20 protein-coding genes and 1 tRNA gene are annotated in these 21,320 nt (G+C 68.9%); 12 read left to right on the top strand and 9 right to left on the bottom strand.

Annotation, left to right across the window (positions count from 1 at the left end; genetic code table 11):
• Positions 1–124: 124 nt before the first annotated feature.
• Positions 125–973, bottom strand: a complete 849-nt coding sequence (locus M6444_RS20090; RefSeq protein WP_298331490.1) for a DeoR/GlpR family DNA-binding transcription regulator — start codon at positions 971–973, stop codon at positions 125–127.
• A 183-nt stretch (positions 974–1,156) separates the two neighbouring features.
• Here M6444_RS20090 and M6444_RS20085 point away from each other — a divergent pair, with 183 nt between their 5' ends.
• Entirely contained in the window at positions 1,157–1,909 is a 753-nt protein-coding gene (locus tag M6444_RS20085; protein ID WP_298331488.1) for an SDR family NAD(P)-dependent oxidoreductase, read from the top strand.
• Here M6444_RS20085 and M6444_RS20080 read toward each other — a convergent pair.
• Positions 1,890–2,927 (bottom strand): LacI family DNA-binding transcriptional regulator, encoded by a 1,038-nt coding sequence (locus M6444_RS20080; protein WP_298331486.1) that lies wholly within the window; start codon positions 2,925–2,927, stop codon positions 1,890–1,892. The two genes, M6444_RS20085 and M6444_RS20080, sit on opposite strands and share 20 nt — an antisense overlap.
• A 99-nt stretch (positions 2,928–3,026) precedes the next feature.
• Between M6444_RS20080 and M6444_RS20075 the strand changes: the two genes are divergently transcribed.
• A complete protein-coding gene (locus tag M6444_RS20075) occupies positions 3,027–4,865 on the top strand; it encodes a sugar-binding domain-containing protein (RefSeq protein ID WP_298331484.1) in 1,839 nt (612 codons plus the stop codon).
• A 336-nt stretch (positions 4,866–5,201) separates the two neighbouring features.
• Here the strand turns inward: M6444_RS20075 and pgm are convergent, their stop codons facing one another.
• Both pgm and M6444_RS20065 read right to left on the bottom strand, forming a co-directional pair.
• Entirely contained in the window at positions 5,202–6,869 is a 1,668-nt protein-coding gene (gene pgm, locus M6444_RS20070; RefSeq protein ID WP_298331482.1) for a phosphoglucomutase (alpha-D-glucose-1,6-bisphosphate-dependent), read from the bottom strand.
• A 43-nt stretch (positions 6,870–6,912) separates the two neighbouring features.
• On the bottom strand, positions 6,913–7,812 hold the full coding sequence (locus M6444_RS20065; RefSeq protein ID WP_298331480.1) for a DUF4429 domain-containing protein: 900 nt from the start codon (positions 7,810–7,812) through the stop codon (positions 6,913–6,915).
• Positions 7,813–7,918: 106 nt separating this feature from the next.
• On the opposite strand from M6444_RS20065, the gene M6444_RS20060 reads away from it, so the two are divergent.
• Positions 7,919–9,238 carry a hemolysin family protein gene (locus tag M6444_RS20060; protein ID WP_298331477.1) on the top strand — a complete coding sequence of 440 codons (1,320 nt, stop codon included), beginning with the start codon at positions 7,919–7,921 and terminating at the stop codon, positions 9,236–9,238.
• Between the two features lie 50 nt (positions 9,239–9,288).
• On the opposite strand, the gene M6444_RS20055 is transcribed toward M6444_RS20060, so the two are convergent.
• Positions 9,289–9,810 (bottom strand): hypothetical protein, encoded by a 522-nt coding sequence (locus M6444_RS20055; RefSeq protein WP_298331475.1) that lies wholly within the window; start codon positions 9,808–9,810, stop codon positions 9,289–9,291.
• 180 nt (positions 9,811–9,990) lie between these two features.
• Between M6444_RS20055 and trpS the strand changes: the two genes are divergently transcribed.
• Genes trpS through M6444_RS20040 form a run of 3 tightly spaced genes read left to right on the top strand, consistent with a single transcriptional unit; the run spans position 9,991 to position 12,766 of the window.
• Positions 9,991–10,998 (top strand): tryptophan--tRNA ligase, encoded by a 1,008-nt coding sequence (gene trpS, locus M6444_RS20050; protein ID WP_298331473.1) that lies wholly within the window; start codon positions 9,991–9,993, stop codon positions 10,996–10,998.
• A gap of 5 nt (positions 10,999–11,003) precedes the next feature.
• Positions 11,004–11,552, top strand: coding sequence for a 2'-5' RNA ligase family protein (locus M6444_RS20045; protein WP_298331471.1), 549 nt, complete (start codon positions 11,004–11,006; stop codon positions 11,550–11,552).
• Positions 11,549–12,766 (top strand): YihY/virulence factor BrkB family protein, encoded by a 1,218-nt coding sequence (locus tag M6444_RS20040; protein WP_298331469.1) that lies wholly within the window; start codon positions 11,549–11,551, stop codon positions 12,764–12,766. Before M6444_RS20045 ends, M6444_RS20040 begins: the two co-directional genes overlap by 4 nt.
• A gap of 324 nt (positions 12,767–13,090) precedes the next feature.
• On the opposite strand, the gene M6444_RS20035 is transcribed toward M6444_RS20040, so the two are convergent.
• Positions 13,091–14,320: a D-alanyl-D-alanine carboxypeptidase family protein gene (locus M6444_RS20035; RefSeq protein ID WP_298331467.1), complete on the bottom strand. Its 1,230-nt coding sequence runs from the start codon at positions 14,318–14,320 to the stop codon at positions 13,091–13,093.
• Between the two features lie 32 nt (positions 14,321–14,352).
• Positions 14,353–14,853: a MarR family transcriptional regulator gene (locus M6444_RS20030; RefSeq protein WP_298331465.1), complete on the bottom strand. Its 501-nt coding sequence runs from the start codon at positions 14,851–14,853 to the stop codon at positions 14,353–14,355.
• 85 nt (positions 14,854–14,938) lie between these two features.
• Between M6444_RS20030 and M6444_RS20025 the strand changes: the two genes are divergently transcribed.
• The 3 genes from M6444_RS20025 to M6444_RS20015 all read left to right on the top strand — a co-directional run bounded on the left by M6444_RS20025 (position 14,939) and on the right by M6444_RS20015 (position 17,219).
• Positions 14,939–15,697, top strand: coding sequence for a trans-aconitate 2-methyltransferase (locus M6444_RS20025; protein ID WP_298331492.1), 759 nt, complete (start codon positions 14,939–14,941; stop codon positions 15,695–15,697).
• On the top strand, positions 15,694–16,062 hold the full coding sequence (locus M6444_RS20020; protein WP_298331463.1) for a VOC family protein: 369 nt from the start codon (positions 15,694–15,696) through the stop codon (positions 16,060–16,062). The genes M6444_RS20025 and M6444_RS20020 overlap by 4 nt, the downstream gene beginning before the upstream one ends.
• 101 nt (positions 16,063–16,163) lie before the next feature.
• Positions 16,164–17,219 carry an acyl-CoA desaturase gene (locus M6444_RS20015; RefSeq protein ID WP_298331461.1) on the top strand — a complete coding sequence of 352 codons (1,056 nt, stop codon included), beginning with the start codon at positions 16,164–16,166 and terminating at the stop codon, positions 17,217–17,219.
• 21 nt (positions 17,220–17,240) lie between these two features.
• Here M6444_RS20015 and M6444_RS20010 read toward each other — a convergent pair whose 3' ends face one another.
• Both M6444_RS20010 and M6444_RS20005 read right to left on the bottom strand, forming a co-directional pair.
• Positions 17,241–17,837, bottom strand: coding sequence for a TetR/AcrR family transcriptional regulator (locus M6444_RS20010; protein ID WP_363326441.1), 597 nt, complete (start codon positions 17,835–17,837; stop codon positions 17,241–17,243).
• A 95-nt stretch (positions 17,838–17,932) separates the two neighbouring features.
• Entirely contained in the window at positions 17,933–18,955 is a 1,023-nt protein-coding gene (locus M6444_RS20005; RefSeq protein WP_298331457.1) for a fatty acid desaturase, read from the bottom strand.
• A gap of 123 nt (positions 18,956–19,078) precedes the next feature.
• Here M6444_RS20005 and M6444_RS20000 point away from each other — a divergent pair, with 123 nt between their 5' ends.
• The 3 genes from M6444_RS20000 to glmU form a co-directional block, all read left to right on the top strand.
• On the top strand, positions 19,079–19,747 hold the full coding sequence (locus tag M6444_RS20000; RefSeq protein WP_298331455.1) for a hypothetical protein: 669 nt from the start codon (positions 19,079–19,081) through the stop codon (positions 19,745–19,747).
• 22 nt (positions 19,748–19,769) lie between these two features.
• Positions 19,770–19,840, top strand: a tRNA-Gln gene (locus M6444_RS19995).
• 161 nt (positions 19,841–20,001) lie between these two features.
• On the top strand, positions 20,002–21,320 hold a 1,319-nt coding region (glmU, locus tag M6444_RS19990), incomplete at its 3' end, for a bifunctional UDP-N-acetylglucosamine diphosphorylase/glucosamine-1-phosphate N-acetyltransferase GlmU (RefSeq protein WP_363326440.1).

Below are 21,320 nucleotides of genomic sequence, written 5' to 3'. Positions count from 1 at the left end.
AGCTGCGACGACGTACTCACCGGCGGGAGGTCGCGCTGGTCGGGATGGTGCGCTCGCTCGGCATCGCCGGTGTCGAAATAGATGATCTCGCGGCCGTCGGCCAAGCGGGCAGTGGTCTTTTTCATCAGGTGGCACCGGCCGTGGAGGTGGGGGAGGTTTCGTTGGGCACAGCTTCGTTGGGCACAGCGTCGTTGGACATGGTGGCAGCTACGAGGATGAGGCGGCCGACGTACTCGGTCAGGAGGTCGCGGGCGTCGGGCGGCAGACCGTCGTCGCTGATGACGATGTCGGCTTCGTCGAGGCCGGCGATGGTGCTGAGGCCGACGGTGTCCCACTTGGTGTGATCGGCCAGCACGACCAGCCGCCGCCCCGCGGCGACGAGGGCGCGGTTGGTGTCGGCTTCGAGCATGTTCGGCGTGGTGAACCCTGCGGTGACGTCGATGCCGTGCACACCGAGGAAGACCAGGTCGAGGTGGAGCTGACGCAGTGACGAGACAGCGACCGGGCCGACCAGCGCGTCGGAGGGCGTACGGACGCCGCCGGTGAGCACGACGCTGCGCTCGACGCCGTCGTCGGGTCGCAGTGCGTCGGCGACCCGCATGGAGTTGGTGACCACGGTGAGGTCGGGGATGCGGCGGAGGTGCTGGGCCAGCGTCCAGGTGGTCGTTCCGGCCGAGACTCCGATGGCCGAGCCAGGCGGGACGAGATCGGCCGCAGCGCGCGCGATGGCGTCCTTCTCGGCCTGCTGGCGTAGCCACTTGGACTCGAAGCCGGGCTCGTCGGTGCTGGCGGTACGCCGGGACGTCGCGCCGCCGTGGACCTTGTCCAACGCCCCGCGTGCGACGAGGGTGTCGAGGTCGCGCCGGATGGTCATCTCCGAGACGCCGAACTGGGCGGCCAGCTCGCTGACCCGCGCGGAGCCGCGGCGGCGTACCTCGTCGAGGATGTGACCTCGACGCTGCGCAGCGAGCAACGAGTGTCGCCTCCTGTTCCGCGGTGGGTGCCGGTGTGTCAGTTCGACGTTCGGTGTTGTTCGTATCTGTTACTTTACGTGCGCATCATCCATCGTGTCGAGCGGAACCGTGCGGACTGGCGGAGCGAGCTGAGGCCTGAAATCATATTTAATGAACACAGCATCGTGCGAGGAGGCCAGAGCATGAGTCGGTTCGAAGGGACGGTCGCGGTCGTGACCGGCGCGGCTCGCGGGATCGGGGCGGCCAGCGCCCGCAGGCTCGCGGCCGAGGGTGCGGCGGTGCTGCTCGTCGACGTCCTGGACGACGTCGCCGGGCAGGTCGCGGACGAGATCCGGTCCAGCGGCGGGCAGGCGCGGTTCGTCCATGGCGATGTCGCCAGCGAGGCGGATTGGGCCGGCGTGCGCAAGGCGGCGCATGAACACTTCGGGCCGGTCGGCGTGGTCCACTCCAACGCCTACATCCATCGCCCCGGAGCCGCTCACGAGCTGACGCCGGAGCAGTGGAGCACCGAGATCGCCGTCAATCTGGACGGCTTGTACCTCGCCGCCCGTACCTTCGTCGACGACTTGCGGGAGCAACGCGGCGCTCTGGTCGCCACCTCCAGCGTGCACGCTCGATTCGGGCTGCCCGGGCACCCCGCCTACGCGGCGTCGAAGGGCGGTATCTGTGCCCTCGTGCGTCAGCTGGCCGTCGAGTACGGCCCGGCGGTGCGGGTGAACGCCGTGTTGCCCGGTCCGATCCTCACTGCGGCATGGTCGGACATCGACGAGGCGGAGCGATCGAACGCCGGTCAAGCCACCGCACTGCAGCGGATGGGCTCGCCGGAGGAGGTCGCCGCCGCGGTGGCGTTCCTGTGCTCGGCCGAGGCGTCGTACATCACCGGAGTGGAGCTGTACGTCGACGGCGGATGGAGCATCACGAAGGACTCACGTTAGGCATCGGCGCGTGCCCACCGGTGGACTCCCGCACCACCAACTCGTGACCGAGGACGCGTTCGTACGGCTCGTCCTGTAGCGACCCGTTCAGCCGGCCGACCAGGACGTCGACGGCGGTCGTGGCGATGCCCTGCTTGTCCGGGCGGACGGTGGTCAGCGTCGGGTTCGAGTAGCTCGCCTCCTCGATGTCGTCGAAGCCGACCACCGCGACGTCGTCGGGCACCCGGATGCCACGTAGTCGCAGCGCATGCAGGGCGCCGAGGGCGACCAGGTCGTTGAAGCAGAACAACGCGTCCGGCGCCGGGTGGTCGTCGAACAGCGTCTCGACCGCCTCGACGCCGGACTGGCGCTGCAACCGCGACGTGGGGACGGTGACTGCGGCGTCGGCGAGCCCGGCGGCGGTGAGCGCGTCGCGGTAGCCCTGGACGCGTAGCGAACCGGTGCCAGGGGCCCGCCCCCGCGACGCGCCGACGGCAGCGATGCGGCGCCGGCCCAGGTGCAGCAGGTGTTCGGTGGCTTCGCGGGCGGCCCGGACGTTGTCGATGACGACGTGGTCGACCGAGGCGGGCAACTCCTTCTCGCCCAGCAGCAGGGTCGGCGTACTGCCGGCGACGGCGGCGATGTCGGCGGGGCTCATGGCGAGCGGACTGAAGATGAGCCCGTCGATGACCTGGCGGCGCCGGCCCTCGGCGATCCGGCGTTCACGCTCTTCGAGGCCGTCGGTCTGGTCGATGAGGACGGTGAATCCGCGCTTCTCCGCGGCTTCGGTGACGTACTGCGCGAGCTCGGCGAAGTACGGCGTCGACAAGTTCGGGACCGCGAGCGCGATGATGCCGGTTCGCCCGGTGCGAAGAGTCCGGGCCGTGGTGTTCGGGACGAAGCCGAGTTCGTCGATCGCGGCCTGCACCTTGGCGCGTACCTGCGGTGAGACGTGCTCGTAGTCGTTGACGACGTTGGAGACGGTCTTCTGCGACACGCCGGCCAATCTGGCGACGTCGACCATCCGTGGACGATTCATCACACCTCTCGGAGCTTGCTGTAGATCAACGATATCCGGCCGCCGGGTCGTTTACTACGATGTGTACTTCGTAGTAGAGGCGCCGATGGAAGGACGCACGTGATCGACGACGCATACCCCCGGCCGCAGTTGGTCCGGCACCAGTGGCAGGACCTCACCGGCGAGTGGGGCTTCGGCTACGACGACGCCGACGTGGGCCGAGCGCAGCGATGGTTCGATCGAGCCGAGCCGTTCGACCGGACGATCATGGTGCCGTTCCCGCCGGAGTCGAAGCTGTCCGGTGTGCACGACCCCGCGCCGCACCCGGTGGTCTGGTACCGCAGGATCGTCGCCTTGGCGCGGCCGGCTTCGGACGAGCGGGTGCTGCTGCACTTCGGCGCCGTGGATTACGTCGCCGACGTCTGGGTGAACGGCGTGTACGTCGGCGGGCACGAAGGTGGGCACACCCCCTTCACCTTCGACGTCACCGAGGCGCTGACCGACACCGGCGACCAGGTCGTCGTCGTCCGCGCCGAGGACCACGCCGACGACGTCAGCCAGCCGCGGGGGAAGCAGGACTGGCTGGATGAGCCGCACGCCATCTGGTACCACCGCACCACCGGGATCTGGCAACCGGTCTGGGCCGAGGTGGTTCCAGCCGTGCATCTCACCGAAGTGCAGTGGACGCCGGATCTGCCGGGCAGCCAGGTGAGCCTGGAAGCGTCGCTGTCGCGGCTGCCGGAGCATCCGTGCCGACTGCGCGTGCGGTTGACGTTCGGCGACGAACTCCTGGCCGAACAGACCGTGCGGGCTACCCGGGCCGAACTGAACGTGCAGATCGCGATCCCCGCCGCCCGGCACGGCCAGCATGCGGGCCGCTTGTTGTGGTCGCCGGAACAGCCGAACCTCATCGACGCCGAGCTCGAACTGGTCGACGACGACGGAGGCGTGATCGACTCCGTCCGGTCCTATTTCGGCCTGCGCAGCGTGGGCGTGCAGGCCGGACGGTTCCTCCTGAACGGCCAGTCGTACTTCCTGCGCCTTGCCCTGGAACAGGGCTACTGGCCGCAGTCACATCTGGCCGCGCCCAGCGCCGAGGCGCTGCGCCGGGAGGCCGAGCTGGTCAAGGAGCTCGGATTCAACGGCGTGCGGGTGCACCAGAAGGTGGAGGACCCGCGGTTTCTCGCCTGGTGCGACCGCCTGGGCCTGCTGGTGTGGGACGAGATGCCCAGTGCGTACGAGTTCGCCCCGCGGGCGGTGTCACGGCTGACCCGCGAATGGCTCGACGTCGTGCGCCGGGATCGCAGCCACCCGTGCGTGGTCACGTGGGTGCCGTTCAACGAGAGCTGGGGCATCTGGCACATCGCCGAGGTCGCCGAGCAGCAGCACTACGCGACCGCTCTGTACCACCTGACCAAGGCGCTGGACGGTTCCCGGCCGGTGATCTCCAACGACGGATGGGAGCACACCGAGAGCGACATCTGGGGCGTGCACGACTACGCCGGCCGGGGCGACTCGATCCGCGAGCGCTACGACGGGCCCGAGCAGGTCGCCCGGGTGCTGCGGGACCAGCGCCCGGCCCGTCGGCAGGTCCTGTTGTCCGATCCGGTCTACCGGGGGCAGCCGGTCATGCTCACCGAGTTCGGCGGCTTGAGCTACACCCCCGACGTGGGGGAGAAGTGGCACGGCTACTCCACGGTCGAATCTCCCGAGGGCCTCGCCGATCAACTGCGTGAGCTCGTCGACGCGGTGCTGGACAACCCGGAGCTGGCAGGCTTCTGCTACACGCAGCTCACCGACACCGAGCAGGAGCGCAACGGCCTGCTCACCGAGTACCGTGAGCCGAAGATCCCGGCAGCGACGGTCCGCGACATCCTCACCCGTCCCGCTGCAGCGATCCCGGCCGAAGAGATCGACGCCAGCCGGCGAGCGGCGACCCGCGCCGCCCGCGGCTTGTGAATGATCATGTTCAGTAGGCAATTGCCAACTCCACCACCCGTGCATGCCTGGTGATGCGCCATAACGCCTAGTGGTGTCTCGTGGCGAGGGGCGCACCAGCGGGGATTGCGCCCGCCGTGTAGGGCACACCGGGGATCGGGCACACCGGAGCGGCGCTGCGGACCGCGGGGCCGCTCCGGAGCGGGGCCGGGGACACCGGGGCCGGCGACACCGGCGGACCGGGGACACCGGCGGACCGGGGGCCGGGGACACCCCTAGGCGAACTGCTGCAGCACCATGCTTGCACGGGTGGTGGTCTTGGGAATCACCAAGTGAACATGATCATTTGGGGAGGAGTCACGCGGGGGACACGACGCTGTCGACGACGGCGCGGGCCTCGTCCTGGATCTGGGCCAGGTGATCGGCCCCGCGGAAGCTTTCGGCGTAGATCTTGTAGACGTCCTCGGTGCCCGAGGGCCGCGCGGCGAACCAGCCGGACTCTGTCACGACCTTGAGCCCGCCCAGCGCGGCATCGTTGCCCGGCGCCCGGGTCAGCCGTGCCGTGATGGGCTCGCCGGCCAATTCGGTGGCCGTGACCTGGTCGGGAGTCAGCGCCCCCAGCGCTGCCTTCTGCTCCCGGGTGGCCGGCGCGTCGACGCGGGCATACGCGGGCGCACCGAACCGCTCGGTCAGCTCGCGGTACCGGGCGCTCGGCGACGACCCCGTGACGGCGATGATCTCGGCGGCGAGCAAGCACGCGATGATGCCGTCCTTGTCGGTGGTCCAGACCCGCCCGTCACGGCGCAGGAACGACGCGCCGGCGGACTCCTCGCCGCCGAAGGCGACCGAGGCGTCCAGCAGCCCCGGCACGAACCACTTGAACCCGACCGGCACCTCGACCAGCCGGCGATCCAGCGCAGCCGCCACCCGATCGATCATCGACGAGCTGACCAGCGTCTTGCCCACTGCCGCCTCGCGGGGCCAAGCGTCACGGTGCGAGAACAGGTAGTCGATGGCGACGGCGAGGTAATGGTTCGGGTTCATCAGCCCGCCGTCGGGGGTGACGATGCCGTGCCGGTCGGCGTCGGCGTCGTTACCGGTGGCGACGTCGAAGGCGGCTGCGCCGGCAGCGTCACCGCGCATCCGCTCGATCAGCGAGGCCATCGCCGACGGCGACGAGCAGTCCATCCGGATCTTGCCGTCCCAGTCCAGCGTCATGAACCGCCACGTCGGATCCACCAGCGGATTCACGACGGTGAGGTCGAGCCGGTGTCGGTCGGCGATGGCGGCCCAGTAGTCGACCGAGGCTCCGCCCAGCGGGTCCGCGCCGATCCGGACGCCCGCCGCCCGGATGGCGTCGAGGTCGACCACGGCGGGCAGGTCGTCGACGTAGCTGCCGAGGAAGTCGTACTCCGACGTCGTGTCGGCGGCCAACGCGCGCGCCAGCGGAATGCGGCGGACGCCGTCGAGGCCGGCTTCGAGGTAGCGGTTGGCCGCGTCCTGGACCGCGGCGGTGATCTGCGAGCCCGCCGGCCCGCCGTCCGGCGGGTTGTACTTGAAGCCGCCGTCGGACGGCGGATTGTGCGACGGGGTGACGACGACGCCGTCGGCGACGTGGGCCGGCGAATCGGCGTTGTGGCGCAGGATCGCGTGCGACAGCGCCGGCGTCGGGGTGTAGCGCTGGCGGCTGTCGACCAGCAGCGTCACGCCGTTCGCCGCGAAGACCTCCACGGCGGTGGCCCAAGCCGGCTCGGACAGCGCGTGCGTGTCCTTCCCGAGGAAGAGCGGACCGTCGATGCCCTGAGCGGCGCGATGGTCGCAGATGGCCTGCGACGTCGCCGCGATGTGGTCGTCGTTGAACGCCGCGGCGAACGACGAGCCGCGATGTCCGGACGTGCCGAAGGCCACTCGCTGGCCGACCTCCGACGGATCCGGATGCGTCGTGTAATACGCCGTGACCAGCCTTGCGACGTCGACCAGGTCGTCGGGGCCGGCCGGCTGTCCTGCGCGTTCGGCGTGCGTCATGTGAAGACCGTCCTTCTGCGGTGTCGGTGCTGAGGCCGCCGAGTCATAGCTGGCGGAGCAGCGCCTGCTTGGCGTCCGCGAACTCGTCGTCGGTGAGGATCCCGTCGCGGTGCAAGTCACCCAGCTCGCGCAGCCGACGCAGGATCGTGTCGTGGCCGTCGGCGTTGCTCCCGGGACCGGTGCCTTGCCCGTCGTCGGGGCCGAGGCGGACGGGCGGGCTCGCCGAAGGGGCTCCGTCGCCGACAGCCGACGGATGTGGCAACCGCGCCACCACGGCGGCGGCGACCAGCGAGACGGTGCCGCCCTCACGTCGCATCCCCCAGGTGATGCAGTTCGGGTCGTGCTTCGGGAGCAGGGCGGACGCGCCTGCGACCCGGAAGCGCAGGAAGCCGTTGGTGAAGCCGACGATCGGCACCCATTCCACCGCGGTCACGTCCTGGAGCGGGATCTGGCGGGTGCCGCTGGACTTCTTGACCGATTCAGCCCACTCGGTCCATTCGATGTTGATCATCCGGCCGTCGAAGGTCACCGTGCCGTCGCCTGCCGTGGCGGTCAGCGGCACCCCAGGATCATCGAGAACGTACTGGTCACACGCGCCTGGTGGTACCTGCTCGATGCTGAGCGCCGTACGGACCTCGTCGGCGAAGTACTCGGCGGCGCCCGCGGAGTCCTTGTCGACGGCGAGCCGGTACGGGTCGGCGTCGTCGGTCAACTTTCCACTGGTCACCTGGAGGAACGGGTCCGCCCCGTCGCGCAGCCGCAGACGCAGGCGGCCGGCCTTACGCCCCGGCTCGTAGGTGATGCCGGAGATCGCCGTCAACGGGACCACGCGCTCGCCCAGAGCCCGTCGCAACGTGTGGACCTTGCGATCGCCGCCTGGAACGATGCGCACCAGCTCACCGTCGAACGTCCAACTGCCGTCGCGCACGATGACCTCGGCCATAGCCGAATCGTAGTGATCGCAGCTGGGAACATGACAGGCCACCCGAAGCTAGGATGCTGTCGATGGGCGATATTCACGCCTCACGCCCCCGCCTTTCGGAGCGGCTATGAATCAGGGCACTGCTCTCAATTTCGGGCTGGTCTTGCTGTTCGTCCTGCTCGGTGGGTTGTTCGCGGCGACGGAGATCGCTTTGGTCTCGCTGCGCGACAGCCAACTCGCCCAGTTGGCGCAGCAAGGCAAACGCGGCGAGCGCGTCGCCGGCCTGGCCCAGAACCCGAACCGCTTCTTGTCCGCCGTGCAGATCGGGGTGACGGTGGCCGGGTTCTTCTCCGCCGCCTACGGTGCCTCGACGCTCGCCCCGGATCTGGCGCCGTTGCTCGAAAATGCCGGTCTGCCGCCAGGAGCGGCCAGCTCGGTCGCGTTCATCGGCATGACGTTGTTCATCGCGTATCTGTCGTTGGTGCTCGGTGAACTCGTCCCGAAGCGCATCGCGTTGCAGCGGGCAGCCGGTGTCTCGCTACTGGTCGCCCCGCCGCTCGATCGGTTCGCGACGCTCATGCGCCCGGCCATCTGGCTGCTGTCGAAGTCGACCGACGTCGTCGTCCGGCTACTCGGTGGCGACCCTTCGGCCAAGCGCGAGGAGATGAGCGAGCAGGAGCTGCGTGAGCTGGTCTCGGGCCATGAAAGCCTCGGTGAGGAAGAGCGCCGGATCGTCGAGGACGTCTTCTCCGTCGGCGACCGGCAGATTCGTGAGGTCATGCGCCCCCGGACGGAGGTCGACTTCCTCGACGCCGACCTGCCGGTGTTCAAGGCGGTCAAACTCGCCTCGAGCATGCCGCATTCGCGCTATCCGGTGGTCGGGTCCTCCGCCGACGACGTCGTCGGCTTCGTCCACGTCCGCGATCTGTTCGACCCGGAGATGTCCGGCCGGAGCATCCGTGTCGGCGACCTGGCCCGCGACGTCCTGGTCCTGCCCGGCACGAAGAAGGTGCTGCCGGCGATGTCGGAGATGCGCCGGGAAAGCTCGCACCTGTCGGTCGTGGTCGACGAGTACGGCGGTACGGCCGGGATCGTCACGCTCGAGGATCTGGTCGAAGAGCTCGTCGGCGACATCCGGGACGAGTACGACACCGAGGAGCGCGACGCGTCGGCGGCCATCGACGGTGTGGTGGACGTCGACGGGTTGACGAACATCGAGGACTTCGCCGATCAGGTCGGGGTGGCGCTGCCCGAAGGGCCGTACGAGACCGCGGCCGGGTTCGTCGTCGCCGAGCTGGGCCGGCTACCGGTGGTCGGCGACACGGTGGACTACAACGGCATCCGCCTCGAGGTGATGGCGGTCGAGGGCCGACGGGCGGCCCGGGTCCGGGTGCGGCCGCTGGGGCCGAGCGAACGAGGTGGTGAACCGGCCGCGCCCGCGGGGTGAGCAGCGGGCACGGCCGGCGACCGGTGTGCGGCGCAGGCCGCGTCAGGGCGTCAGGCCCACGCCTCGACGGTGTTGGAGCAGTTGCGCAGTTGCCCGGTGGACATCTTCTTCTCGCACGCGCGGAAGATGATGCGGCGGCCCTCTTCGAAGTCGTAGTTGTACGTCTTCTGGTCGCGTGAACCCTGGTTGGGGCCGCTGTCGCGGTGCTGCCAGCCGTCCGACGTCGTCGGCGACCAGTGGAAGGTTCCCTGGCCGAGCAGCGGGCCTTCGCACCAGCTGAACAGTGCCACGACGCGCCATCCGTTCGACTTGGTGTCGGTCACAGTGAGGTACTCGCCGCGCTCGTAGAATCGCACGTCGCCGCCGGACGTCCAGGCAACCTTCTGCCCACCGTCCGGGTGCGGGTACTGCCAGCATCCGAGAGAATCACCGGGCTTCAGGCCGCTGGCTGCCATCCCGGCCGGGGTGGCGGTCAGCATGAGGCCGGTGGCGGCAACTATCGCGGCAGCGGCCCGGACCAGCCGGCGCATGTTCGCCCGACGACGTGCGGGTCGCGGTATGTAATTCGCCATGGGTTTCGTTCTCCTCGGTGAATCGGTGTCTGTGGTGGCAGCATGAAGGTGGCCGCTTGCTTCGTGCTTTCCTGGTGCTGTCCGCCCACGGCGGCCGATGGAGACGAAACCGCTGCAGTGTCGGTGCGCGATGAGATGATCTCCGCGCAAGGAGGAAGGAAGGCTGTCAGAATGGGCGCCATGACCCGTCACCGCCCACGTGTGCTCTCCGGCATGCAACCGACCAACGCGTCGTTGCACCTCGGTAACTATCTGGGCGCATTGCGGCAGTGGGTCCGGCTGCAGGACGACCACGACGCGTACTACTGCGTCGTCGACCTGCACGCCATCACGTCCGGCCACGACCCCGAGCAACTGGTCCAGCGCACTCGCGTGACCGCTGCGCAGTACCTCGCCGGCGGCGTCGACCCTGACCGCAGCACGTTGTTCGTGCAGAGCCACGTCCCCGAGCATGCGCAGCTGGCCTGGGTGCTCAGCTGCATCACCGGATTCGGTGAAGCGAGCCGGATGACGCAGTTCAAGGACAAATCCGCGCGGCAAGGCTCCGACAGCACCACCGTGGGGCTGTTCACCTACCCGGTGCTGCAAGCCGCCGACATCCTGCTCTACCAGGCCGACCAGGTGCCCGTCGGCGAAGACCAGCGCCAGCACATCGAGCTGACCCGCAACTTGGCCGGCCGGTTCAACTCCCGGTTCGGCGACACGTTCGTGCTCCCGAAACCCTTCATTCCCGAGGCGACGGCGAAGATCTTCGACTTGCAGGACCCCGCGGCGAAGATGAGCAAGAGCGTCCCCGGGTCCGGGCTCATCGAATTGCTCGACGAGCCGAAGGTCATCGAGAAGCGCATCAAGAGCGCTGTCACCGACACCGGGCGTGAAGTGATCGTCGATCCCGAGAACAAGCCGGGTGTGACGAACCTGATCACCATCCTGTCCGCGTTCAGCGGCCGGTCGGTCAGCCAGATCGAGCAGGACTTCGCTGGGCGCGGCTACGGTGACTTGAAGAAGGAGGTTGCCACTGCGGTTCTCGATTCCGTGCTGCCGTTCCAGCGGCGCGTGCGCGAACTGCTCGACGACCCAGCCGAACTCGACGCGGTGCTCGCCCAGGGTGCTGCCAAGGCCCGCGCGGTAGCCGGGCCGACGCTCGAGACCGTCTACAGCCGCGTCGGATTCCTTCCCGCGCGGTGACCGCGATGCCCAAACCCGGCAGTCGGACCATCGGCCTGGCTGTACCGATTCCGGAGCCTTACGGCAGCGAACTGCAGGACTGGCGACGCTCGTTCGGTGACCCGATGGCCGATCTCATTCCGGCGCACATCACCTTGTTGCCGCCTACCGAGGTCACCGACGACGACATGCCCGCGGTGTACGACCACCTGGACAAGGTGGCCGCGACGTTCGGCACGTTCCGGGTGCACCTGCGCGGCACCGCGACCTTCCTGCCCGTCTCGCCGGTGGTCTTCGTCGCGCTGGCGCAGGGGATCTCCGCCTGCGAGCGGCTGTCGCTGGCGATCCGGACCGGACCGCTCAAGGTCGACCTGTCGTTCCCGTATCACCCGCATGTGACCGTGGCGCACCACGTGTCGGAGGAAGCCATGGACAACGCCTTCGACACACTCGCCGGTTACGACGCCGGCTTCGACGTCTCAGCGTTCAGCCTGTACGAGCACGGCGCGGACGGCTACTGGCGCCGAGAACGTGATTTCGCGCTCACCGGCAGTGACGCGGGTGTGATGACGTGATCACCTGGTTCCGTCGCCGCTGGCAGCGGCTGATGGAATGGTGGGAGCGACTACAACCGACACTGCCGGTGCGTGCGTGGCAACGCTACGGAGACCTGCGCGGCGACCGGCTCGCCGGGGCCGCCAGCTTCTACGGTTTCCTGTCGTTGTTTCCGCTCGTGCTGCTCTCGGCGGTGTTCGCCAGTTCGATCGCGGGGACGTCCGGGATTCAGACCGTGCAGGACCTCGTGGACGAGAATCTGCCTGGTTTCGGCAGCCGATCGGGGACCGGCATCGACGTCGCGAGCTTCTACGAGAACTCCGGCGCGCTGGGCGTCATCGGTGGCATCACCCTCGTGTACATCGGGCTGCGCTGGGTCGACTCGATCCGTGCGGCGGTGCGGTCGATGTGGCGCATGGAGGACAAGCCGGGCAACATCGTCACGCGGAAGTTCTTCGACCTGGTAGCGCTCGGTGGGCTCGGGCTGTTGTTGGCGATCTCGTGGGGCACCAGTGTGGTGCTGCGGCACGCCGCGCGGTGGCTGCTGGACTCGATGGGCTTCGACGGCGCCGCCGGGGCCGGGGCGATCGAGGCGATCAGCTGGGTCTTGTCCATCGGCGTCAACACGATGCTGTTCTCGTACCTCCTGGCCGGGCTGCCCCGGATCATCGTGCCGCCGCGCAACCTGTTGCTGACGGCGCTGTTCGGTGCGGTCGTTTTCGAGGTGCTGAAGACATTCCTCGTGTCCTACGTGGTCGGCCCGGCGTCGAACAGCGCCTACGCGGCCTTCGCCACCCCGCTGGCGATGATGGCGTGGATCTACCTCGTCACGCGGCTGTTGATGGTCTTGGCGGCGCTCACGGTCGAGAGCGCGATCGATCAACTCGAGGCCGAGGACCGGGAATTCGGAACACACTCCGACCGGGTCGCCGCGGCCGAAGGCGCGGCCACCGGACGTCGGCGGACGTGGGCGGCGGGGAACATCGAGCGCGTCGGCAGTGGCGGTGGTAATGCGGGTGCTGGTCGTGCCGGTGGTGCGGGTGGTGGTGTTGGCGACGGTGCCCGTGGCCCAGGCGCTGAAGGCACGGTGACCACGGCGGAGCCGTCAGCACGACAGCCGGTGGCCGTCCGGGTGGCGGCCGGAACCCTGCTCGGCATCGCCGGTGCCGGGCTGGCAATTCTCGCCGGCCGCGTCGCCCGAAGCGTCGTCGCGGCGCGCGGACCTCGCCCGTAAAGGATCGGTCTCGGTGGGTCGTTGCGGCCGGCGCCGGTCGTGAGCTCCGTGAAGGTCGGACCTGGTCGTGAAGGTCGGTCCTGGTCGTGATGGCCGGTCCTGGTCGTGATGGCCGGTCCTGGTCGTGAAGATCGTCGTGGTGGAAATTGCCGCCATAGTGCGCGTTTTTCTGCACGACGATCTTCACGACTGCCCGAGATCGGTTGTTGGTCGCACGACGATCTTCACGACCGCCCGGGATCGGCTGCTGCACGCACGACGATCTTCACGACCGCTTCACGACTGCCCGAGGCAACACTCGCGACACTGACCCTGGGCCCCCGATCAGCGGCGGGGGGCGTATCGGCCGCCGGGGCGGCGAGGCGACAGCCGGCGTACGGCGAACCCGGCACCACCGAGGACAGCGGCCGCGACGAGGCTGACCCAGACCACCTGCGGCACGCCGTCGGAGTTGCCGCCGGGCGTGCGGAGGGCCTCGCCGTAGTCGTCGAAGGGATTGCGGCCGAGGACGTCGCCGTCCTGCTCGGCTTCTCTGATCATCGCGTCGACTTCCTCGGCGGTGACCAGGTGGCCGACGGGGGTGATGTCCGGGGCGTTGAACGCCCAGTCGAACAGGGCAGCGGCGCCGGGCTCCGCTCGCCCTTCGGCGCCGAGTACGACGGCGATCAGGGTGCGGCCATCGCGTTCGGCCGCGCCGACGAACGTGTGCGCGGCCAACGTCGTATAGCCCGTCTTGAGGCCGACGGCGCCCGGGTAGGTGTCGAGCAGGCGGTTCTGGTTCTGAATCTGGAACGTCTCGCCACCTTGGCCGGGGAAGTCGTAGGTGCGGGTCGCGGCGAGCCGGGCGATATCTTCGTCGTGCAGGGCCGCGCGGCCGATCAAGGCGAGGTCGTACGCCGAGCTGAGTTGGCCTGGAGCGTCGAGGCCGTGTGGGGTCTCGGCATGGGTGTCGAAGGCGCCGAGCCGTTGCGCCTCGGCGTTCATCAGCTCGATGGTTGACTTCTGCCCGCCGGCGGCTTCCGCGACGGCGTGCGCGGCATCGTTGCCGGAGGCGAGCATCAGGCCGTGCAGCAACTGGTCGACGCTGTACTCCTGGTCAGGCATGAGCCCGACGCGGCTGCCATCGACGGAGGCGTCGGCGTCGGTGACGACGTAGGAGTCGTCGGGATCCAGCTCGGGGATCGTGGCGACGGCGGTGAGCAGTTTGATGGTGCTGGCCGGGGCCTGCCGCTGGTGCGGACTCAGCGCGGCCAGGACGTCGCCGCTGTCGACCTCGGCGACGACCCAGGACCGCGCGTCCACGGCCGGTGGCCGCGGGGCGGCGTCGTCGACCACCGGAGCGCCGATCGTGGCCATGGCCTCGCCGCCGACGATCCGCTCGACGGGGGAGTCCGGTGGCACGTCCAGCACGGTGGGTGTCGCCGTGGGTTCGCGACCGGCCGGTGACGGGGGCTCGGTCGCGGGCATCGCGTTCCAGCCCAGGAATGCCAGCGCGACCGCCGGCAGAACCCAAGCCCGGCGGCCGTGGCCAGATCCCGATGCGAGGCGCATCATCGCCGCTCATCGTAGCTAGTCACGCGACGGAATCAGTCAGGCGCGTCGTCGAACGGCAGAACGAGAGTACGCAGCAGCCCGGCGAGCACCTCGCGGTCGGGATCGTCGAGGTCGGCGAGCAGATTCCGCTCGTAGGTGAGCAGGCCTTCGAGTGCGGCGTCGACGGCTTTGCGGCCGAGTTCGGTGAGGCGCACCCGCACGGCCCGGCGGTCGTCGTCGGACCGCCGGCGGCTGACCAGTCCGCGCGCGGTCAGCTTGTCGACCCGAGCGGTCATGGTTCCGCTGGTCACCATCGTCTGCTCGAGCAGCACACCGGGCGAGAGCTCGTATGGCGCCCCGGCGCGGCGCAGCGCGGCCAAGACGTCGAATTCCCATGGCTCGAGGTCGTGCGCGGCGAAGGCGGCACGCCGAGCGCGGTCGAGGTGGCGCGCGAGGCGACTCACGCGCGAGAGGACTTCCATGGGAGCGACGTCGAGATCGGGTCGTTCGCGCCGCCACGCTTCGATTAGCCGGTCGACCTCGTCGTGGCTCATGACGTCACTGTACGTGGTAGACAAGTATCTTGAAGTCAAGATAACGTGCGAGCCGCCGGCACTCGAACCGACAGGAGCAGCCTTGATGTGGAGCCCGGAGAAGTACCTGACCTTCGCGACCGAACGGGCTCGTCCGTTCCACGACCTGATGGCGCGAGTGCCGGCGGTCGATCCCGCTGACGTCGTCGACCTCGGCTGTGGTCCCGGCACGCTGACACTGGAGCTCGCGGCTCGGTGGCCCGACGCCCGAGTCGTCGGGGTGGACTCCTCGGCCGAGATGATCAAGGCAGCACCGGGCGGCCGCGCCGAGTTCGTCCTCGCAGACCTACGCGACTGGGCACCGGCGCAACCCGTGGACGTCCTCATCAGCAACGCGACCTTGCAGTGGGTACCCGATCATCTCGACCTGCTGCCGCATCTGGCCGGACACGTCGCCCCCGGCGGCTGGTTCGCGTTCCAGGTGCCGGCCAATTTTGCTGAACCGTCGCACGTCCTGCTGCGTGAGCAGGCTGCATCGCCGCGCTGGACGTCGCGGCTGCAGGTCAGCTGGCCGAGCAGCCATGAGCCGGTCATCTACCTCCAGGCGCTGCTCGGTCTCGGCTTCGCTGCCGACGTGTGGGAAACGACGTACCTGCAGGTCCTGCCTGGTGACGACGCCGTACTCGAGTGGATGTCAGGCACGGCACTGCGCCCGGTGCTCGCCGAGCTGAGCGGCCCGGACGCCGACGAATTCCTGGAGGAATACCGAGCCGCGTTACGCACGGCCTACCCTGCCGGGCCACACGGCACGGTGCTGCCGTACCGGCGAGTGTTCGCCGTCGCCCAGAAGGAGGCACACGCATGATCGCCGGACTGCACCACGTCCAGATCGCCTGCCCGGCCGGTAGCGAACGCCTCGTCCGCGCCTTCTACAGCGGCCTGCTGGGCATGACGGAGGTCGCCAAGCCGGCCGCGCTGGCGGCACGAGGCGGTGCGTGGTTCCGGTCGGGGACCGCCGAACTGCACGTCGGCGTGGAAGAACCGTTCCGGCCGGCGACCAAGGCGCACCCCGCGTTCGTCGTCGCGGCGGCAGGCGACCTCGACGCCGTGTGTACGCGCCTGCGCGCGGCCGGCGTCGACGCCGAACCGGACCTGCTGCTCCCTGGATACCGCCGCGCCTACATCCACGACCCGTTCGGCAACCGGATCGAGCTGCTCGAACCGGTGTAGAAGCACGCCGGCCGCCATGAGCGCAGTGGTGCCAGCCCCAGTGCGGACTCGGGTGGTGGCAGGATCGCTGCACCCGGTGGTGAGGCCGAAGACTCGTGGGCATGTCGACTCACAACTCCACCGCCGACTCGCGCGCCGGTTCGCACCGGGCGGGAAGCGACTTCGCCGCCCTGGCCCGCCGTATCAACGCCGCCGGGTTGCTCGACCGCCGTCCCGGCTATTACACGCTGCGCATCGGCGCGATCGTCGCCGCCTACGCCGCCACCTGGACGGTCTTCGCCGTCCTGGGCGACACGTGGTGGCAGCTCGTCGTCGCCGTGATCCTGGCGGTCGTCTTCGCGCAGGTGGCCCTGGTGGCGCACGATCTGGCCCACCGGCAGGTCTTCCGTACCAGGCGGCCCAGCGAGATCGCCGGTCGTATCGCGGGCAATCTCGGCATCGGCATGTCCTACGGCTGGTGGATGGACAAGCACACCCGTCATCACGCCAATCCGAACCACGAGGATCTCGATCCCGACGTCGCACCGGACATCCTGGTGTGGTCCGAGCGGCAGGCCGAACAAGCCGGGCAGACCCGTGGGCTGGCCCGCCTCATCGGGCGCCGCCAGGCGTTCCTGTTCTTCCCACTGCTCACGCTGGAAGGCCTGAACCTGCATGTGTCGAGCGTGCGCGCCACGTTGAACCCGGCTACCAAGCGGCGACGGCTGGAACTGGCGCTGCTGTTGGTGCACTTCGCCGGCTATCTCGGCGCGTTGTTCGTGGTGCTACCGCCGGCCAAGGCGATCGCGTTCCTCCTGCTCAACCAGGCGGTCTTCGGCGTCTACCTCGGCTGCACGTTCGCCCCGAATCACAAGGGCATGCCGACGCTCACGGCCGAGGACGAGCTGGACTTCCTGCGTAAACAGGTGCTGACCTCACGCAACGTCACTGGCGGCGTGGTCAAGGATGTCGCGCTCGGCGGCTTGAACTACCAGATCGAGCACCATCTGTTCCCCAGCATGCCGACACCGAACCTGCGCCGGGCGAAGCCGATCGTCAAGCAGTACTGCGCTGAGCTCGGCGTGGCCTACGAAGAGACGAGCCTGCTGGAGTCGTACCGGATCGCCTTGCGCCACATGCACGAGGTCGGCGAGCCACTGCGCTCCGGCGCTCACTGAGCCATGCGTGCTGGACGGCAGTCAGTCGCTGCTGAGCTCGGGGGCGTGTTCGAGGCCCGCGAGGCCGTTCCAGGCGAGGTTCACCAGGTGCGCGGCGACCTCGGCCTTGGCCGGATGGCGGACGTCGAGCCACCACTGCCCGGTCAGCGCGACCATGCCCACCAGCATCTGGGCATACATCGGCGCATGCTCCGGCGCGAAACCCCGCGACTTGAACTCCGCAGCCAGGATGTGCTCGACCTGGCTGGCGGCGTCGGAGATGAGGCTGGCGAAACTGCCCGTCGAGTGCGCGACCGGGGAGTCGCGCACCAGGATGCGGAAGCCGTCGGTGGACGCCTCGATGTAATCCAGCAGCGCCAGCGCGGCGCGCTCGAGCACGACCCGCGGATGGGTCGCCGACCCCAACGCCGTCGTGATGCGGTTGAGCAGTTCTTCCATCTCGCGATCGACGACGACGGCGTACAACTTCTCCTTGCCGCCGAAGTGCTCGTAAACCACGGGTTTGGAGACGTTCGCCCTGGTCGCGACCTCTTCGATCGACGTGCCGTCGAAACCGCGCTCGGCGAACAGCGCGCGGCCGATGTCGAGAAGTTGGCCGCGACGCTGTGCACCGGTCATTCGGACCCGGCCGGGCGTGGCTCGGGGGCGTGGGGCGACGTCGGTCACCCGCCCATCATGCACGTTGTTGACGACTTGGTGACCACATTGGGTACTTACGGTGCGATCAACGTGGATTCGCCGCCGTAGTCGTCGACTCGTTTCGACTCGATTCGTTCGGGGCTGGGCCAGCGGACGTCCCACGCCCAGCCGAGCTTCTCCAGCGCCCAGATGATGCGGGCGGAGGAGTCGATCTGACCCTTGAGCACGCCGTGGCGTGCGCACGTCGGGTCGGCGTGGTGCAGGTTGTGCCACGACTCACCCATGGACAGGAAGGCCAGCCACCAGACGTTGCCGGACTTGTCGCGGCTCTCGAACGGGCGCTCACCGATGGCGTGGCAGATCGAGTTGATCGACCACGTGACGTGGTGCAGCAGCCCGACGCGCACGAGCGTGGCCCAGAAGAACGCCGTCGCCGCACCCATCCACGACCACGTCACCAGCCCGCCGATGATCGCCGGAGCCAGCAGCGAGACGGCCACCCACAGCGGGAAAAGCCGGCTGATCCGACGGATGTCGTTGTCCTTGATCAGGTCGGGTGCGAACTTGCGCTGGTCGGTCTGCTCGACGTCGAACATCCAGCCCATGTGGGCGAAGAACATCCCCTTGAGCAGCGCCGGGATGGTCTCGCCGTAGCGCCACGGCGAGTGCGGGTCGCCGTCCTTGTCGGCGAACTTGTGGTGGCGGCGGTGGTCGGCCACCCAGCGGATGACCGGGCCTTCGATGGCCATGCTGCCCGCGATGGCCAGCGCGATCTTCACGCCGCGGTTGGCCTTGAAGGCCCGGTGCGTGAAGTGGCGGTGGAACCCGACGGTGACACCGTGCCCGGAGATGGCGTAGAAGACCACGGCCAGCACGACGTCGAGCCAGGTCAGAAAGCCACCCATCCAGGCGACCGGAATGGCGGCGAGTAGCGCCAGGAAGGGGACGGCGATGAACACGCCGATGGTGATGCGCTCGCCGAGCGACTGCGTGTCGTCCGAGAGCGTTCCGCGCGGGAGATCGCCCTGCGTGGACGAGGATCGATCGGCCAGCTCGGACGAGGATCGAGCGCTCGTCGGCGTGTCCGTGGAAGCCATGGCCTCTCCAACAATTAGGGGTACCTTCCTTACGGCACCGTAACCTACGATGCCGTAGCCCGTATAGTCCGACTCGTCCAAAGGCTGGCGAACTCTGTCGGTGCCGCCCGGAAGAATGATCAAATGGGCGGACGGCACGTTTCTGACGATCCCGAGCTCGTGGCGCGAGTGCGCGCCATGCGCGCTTCGGGTGCCACATATGTGCAGATCAAAGCCGAGCTGGGCATTGGGGCCAGCACCATCAGCCGCATCCTCGGGGCCTACGGTCGCGGCCGCGCGAGGCCCCGGGTCGCCGACGAGGTCAAAGACCGCGCCCGCTCGCTGCGCCGCGCCGGGCGGTCGGTACCCGAGATCGCGGCAGCGCTCGCGCTGGCGAAAAGCACCGTCTGGCTGATCACCAAAGACATGGCCTGGACTCCGGGGCCGGAGGGTGCGAACCGTCGCGCAGCGGCGGTTCGGGCGTACTGGCGCGAAGAGCGCGCCAAGCGCGCTGCGGAGCGTGAACGCATGACGGCGAGCGCAGCCGCGCGGGTCGGCGCGATCTCGGACCGAGAGCTTCTGCTGGTTGGTGCAGTGGCGTACTGGGCCGAAGGGACGAAGTCGAAGCCGTGGAATCCTGAGGAGAGGCTGACGTTCACCAATAGCGATCCCGACATGTTCATCCTCTACGTGGACCGAGGGTGCTTGGGTGTCAGCGTGCGCCGCGGGTCAGTGCCCTACCGGCAGATGGCCGGGCTGTGGCGTGGCCTGATCGCCGGGGTGAACCAGCGTCGGCTGGCGCGGGCATCATGAGAGAATAGAATCCTTGATTCCGTCCCGGGTTGTGTAATGGCAGCACAGCTGGTTTTGGTCCAGTTAGTAGGGGTTCGAATCCTCTCCCGGGAGCTCAAGTTCGGCATCGACGCGATCAGCCGACCGGCCGTTGGTGGGCCGTGTCGGGGCACGGTATCGTCGAGATCGGTCCAGCCACCGAAGCCGAGGAGCACGAACGCGTGACTACGCGCCCGGCCGCCGTCGTTGTCCTCGCCGCCGGCGAGGGCACCCGGATGAGGTCTTCCATCCCCAAGGTTCTGCATGAACTGGCCGGACGGTCCCTCGTGGGCCATGCCGTCGCGGCCGCCCAAGAGCTCAAGCCGGACCATCTGTCGGTGGTCATCGGGCACGGACGCGACCTGGTCGCGGCCCACCTCGACGAGGTCGCGCCCGCGGCGAGCACGGTGGTGCAGGAAGAACAGCTCGGCACCGGGCACGCGGTCGGGGTGGCCCTGGAGCAGCTGCCCGAGCTCGACGGTGTCGTCGTCGTCACCTATGGCGACGTCCCGTTGCTGACCGGCGAGACGCTGCATGCGCTGATGGACGCGCACGTCACGCAGGGCAACGCCGTCACCGTGCTGACCGCCAAGGTCGCCGACCCCACCGGTTACGGGCGGATCGTCCGCGGCGCCGACGGCGAAGTGCACGCGATCGTCGAGCACAAGGACGCCTCCGACGACGTTCGCGCCATCACGGAGATCAACTCCGGCATCTACGCCTTCGACGCGGCCGTGCTGAGGTCCGGGCTGAGCCGGCTGACGACCGACAACTCGCAAGGTGAGCTGTATCTCACCGATGTGCTCGCCTTCGCCCGCGACGACGGCGGCCGCACGGGTGCGTTCGTCACCGACGACCCGTGGCAGACCGAAGGCGTCAACGACCGCGTCCAGCTGGCGGCCATGACGCGCGAGTTGAACCGCCGCCTGCTGCGCCGGTGGATGCGCGAGGGGGTCACGATGATCGACCCCGAGTCGACCTGGATCGACGTCACGGTCACCCTCGATCGTGATGTCGTCCTGCGCCCGGGGGTGCAGTTGCGCGGGAGCACCCGCATCGCGGCCGGCGCCGAGGTCGGCCCCGACTCCACGCTGTACGACACGATCGTCGGCAGCGGTGCCTCGGTCGTGCATTCGCACGCCAGCGGAGCCGAGATCGGCCCGGACGCCGTCGTCGGCCCGTTCACGTACCTGCGCCCCGGCGCGGTGCTCGAGGCCCGGGCGAAGGCCGGGGCGTTCGTCGAGATCAAGGCATCCACCGTGGGCACCGGCGCCAAGGTGCCGCATCTGTCCTACGTCGGCGACGCGACCATCGGTGAGGGCGCCAACGTCGGCGCGGGCACGATCGTCGCCAACTACGACGGCCTGGGCAAGTACCACACGAAGGTCGGCCGGCACTCCTTCATCGGCAGCGACTCCGTGCTGGTGGCCCCGGTCGACATCGCCGACGGCAGCTACGTCGCCGCCGGTTCGACCGTCACCGCCGGCACCGAGCCCGGCGAGCTCGCGGTGGCCCGCTCGCGGCAGCGCAACATCGCGGGCTGGGTGGAGCATCG

The sequence above is a fragment of the Haloactinopolyspora sp. genome, from assembly GCF_027324685.1.
In the GTDB taxonomy this organism is placed as follows: Bacteria; Actinomycetota; Actinomycetes; order Jiangellales; family Jiangellaceae; genus Haloactinopolyspora.
This window is presented reverse-complemented; position numbering and strand designations above follow the sequence as displayed.

Excerpts from the sequence above, each read along its gene's own strand:
- M6444_RS20085 (WP_298331488.1), top strand. The coding sequence starts at position 1,157 with ATGAGTCGGTTCGAAGGGACGGTCGCGGTCGTGACCGGCGCGGCTCGC.
- M6444_RS20080 (WP_298331486.1), bottom strand. The coding sequence starts at position 2,927 with ATGAATCGTCCACGGATGGTCGACGTCGCCAGATTGGCCGGCGTGTCG.
- pgm (WP_298331482.1), bottom strand. The coding sequence starts at position 6,869 with ATGACGCACGCCGAACGCGCAGGACAGCCGGCCGGCCCCGACGACCTG.
- M6444_RS20065 (WP_298331480.1), bottom strand. The coding sequence starts at position 7,812 with ATGGCCGAGGTCATCGTGCGCGACGGCAGTTGGACGTTCGACGGTGAG.
- M6444_RS20060 (WP_298331477.1), top strand. The coding sequence starts at position 7,919 with ATGAATCAGGGCACTGCTCTCAATTTCGGGCTGGTCTTGCTGTTCGTC.
- M6444_RS20055 (WP_298331475.1), bottom strand. The coding sequence starts at position 9,810 with ATGGCGAATTACATACCGCGACCCGCACGTCGTCGGGCGAACATGCGC.
- trpS (WP_298331473.1), top strand. The coding sequence starts at position 9,991 with ATGACCCGTCACCGCCCACGTGTGCTCTCCGGCATGCAACCGACCAAC.
- M6444_RS20045 (WP_298331471.1), top strand. The coding sequence starts at position 11,004 with ATGCCCAAACCCGGCAGTCGGACCATCGGCCTGGCTGTACCGATTCCG.
- M6444_RS20035 (WP_298331467.1), bottom strand. The coding sequence starts at position 14,320 with ATGATGCGCCTCGCATCGGGATCTGGCCACGGCCGCCGGGCTTGGGTT.
- M6444_RS20030 (WP_298331465.1), bottom strand. The coding sequence starts at position 14,853 with ATGAGCCACGACGAGGTCGACCGGCTAATCGAAGCGTGGCGGCGCGAA.
- M6444_RS20025 (WP_298331492.1), top strand. The coding sequence starts at position 14,939 with ATGTGGAGCCCGGAGAAGTACCTGACCTTCGCGACCGAACGGGCTCGT.
- M6444_RS20020 (WP_298331463.1), top strand. The coding sequence starts at position 15,694 with ATGATCGCCGGACTGCACCACGTCCAGATCGCCTGCCCGGCCGGTAGC.
- M6444_RS20015 (WP_298331461.1), top strand. The coding sequence starts at position 16,164 with ATGTCGACTCACAACTCCACCGCCGACTCGCGCGCCGGTTCGCACCGG.
- M6444_RS20010 (WP_363326441.1), bottom strand. The coding sequence starts at position 17,837 with ATGACCGGTGCACAGCGTCGCGGCCAACTTCTCGACATCGGCCGCGCG.
- M6444_RS20005 (WP_298331457.1), bottom strand. The coding sequence starts at position 18,955 with ATGGCTTCCACGGACACGCCGACGAGCGCTCGATCCTCGTCCGAGCTG.
- M6444_RS20000 (WP_298331455.1), top strand. The coding sequence starts at position 19,079 with ATGGGCGGACGGCACGTTTCTGACGATCCCGAGCTCGTGGCGCGAGTG.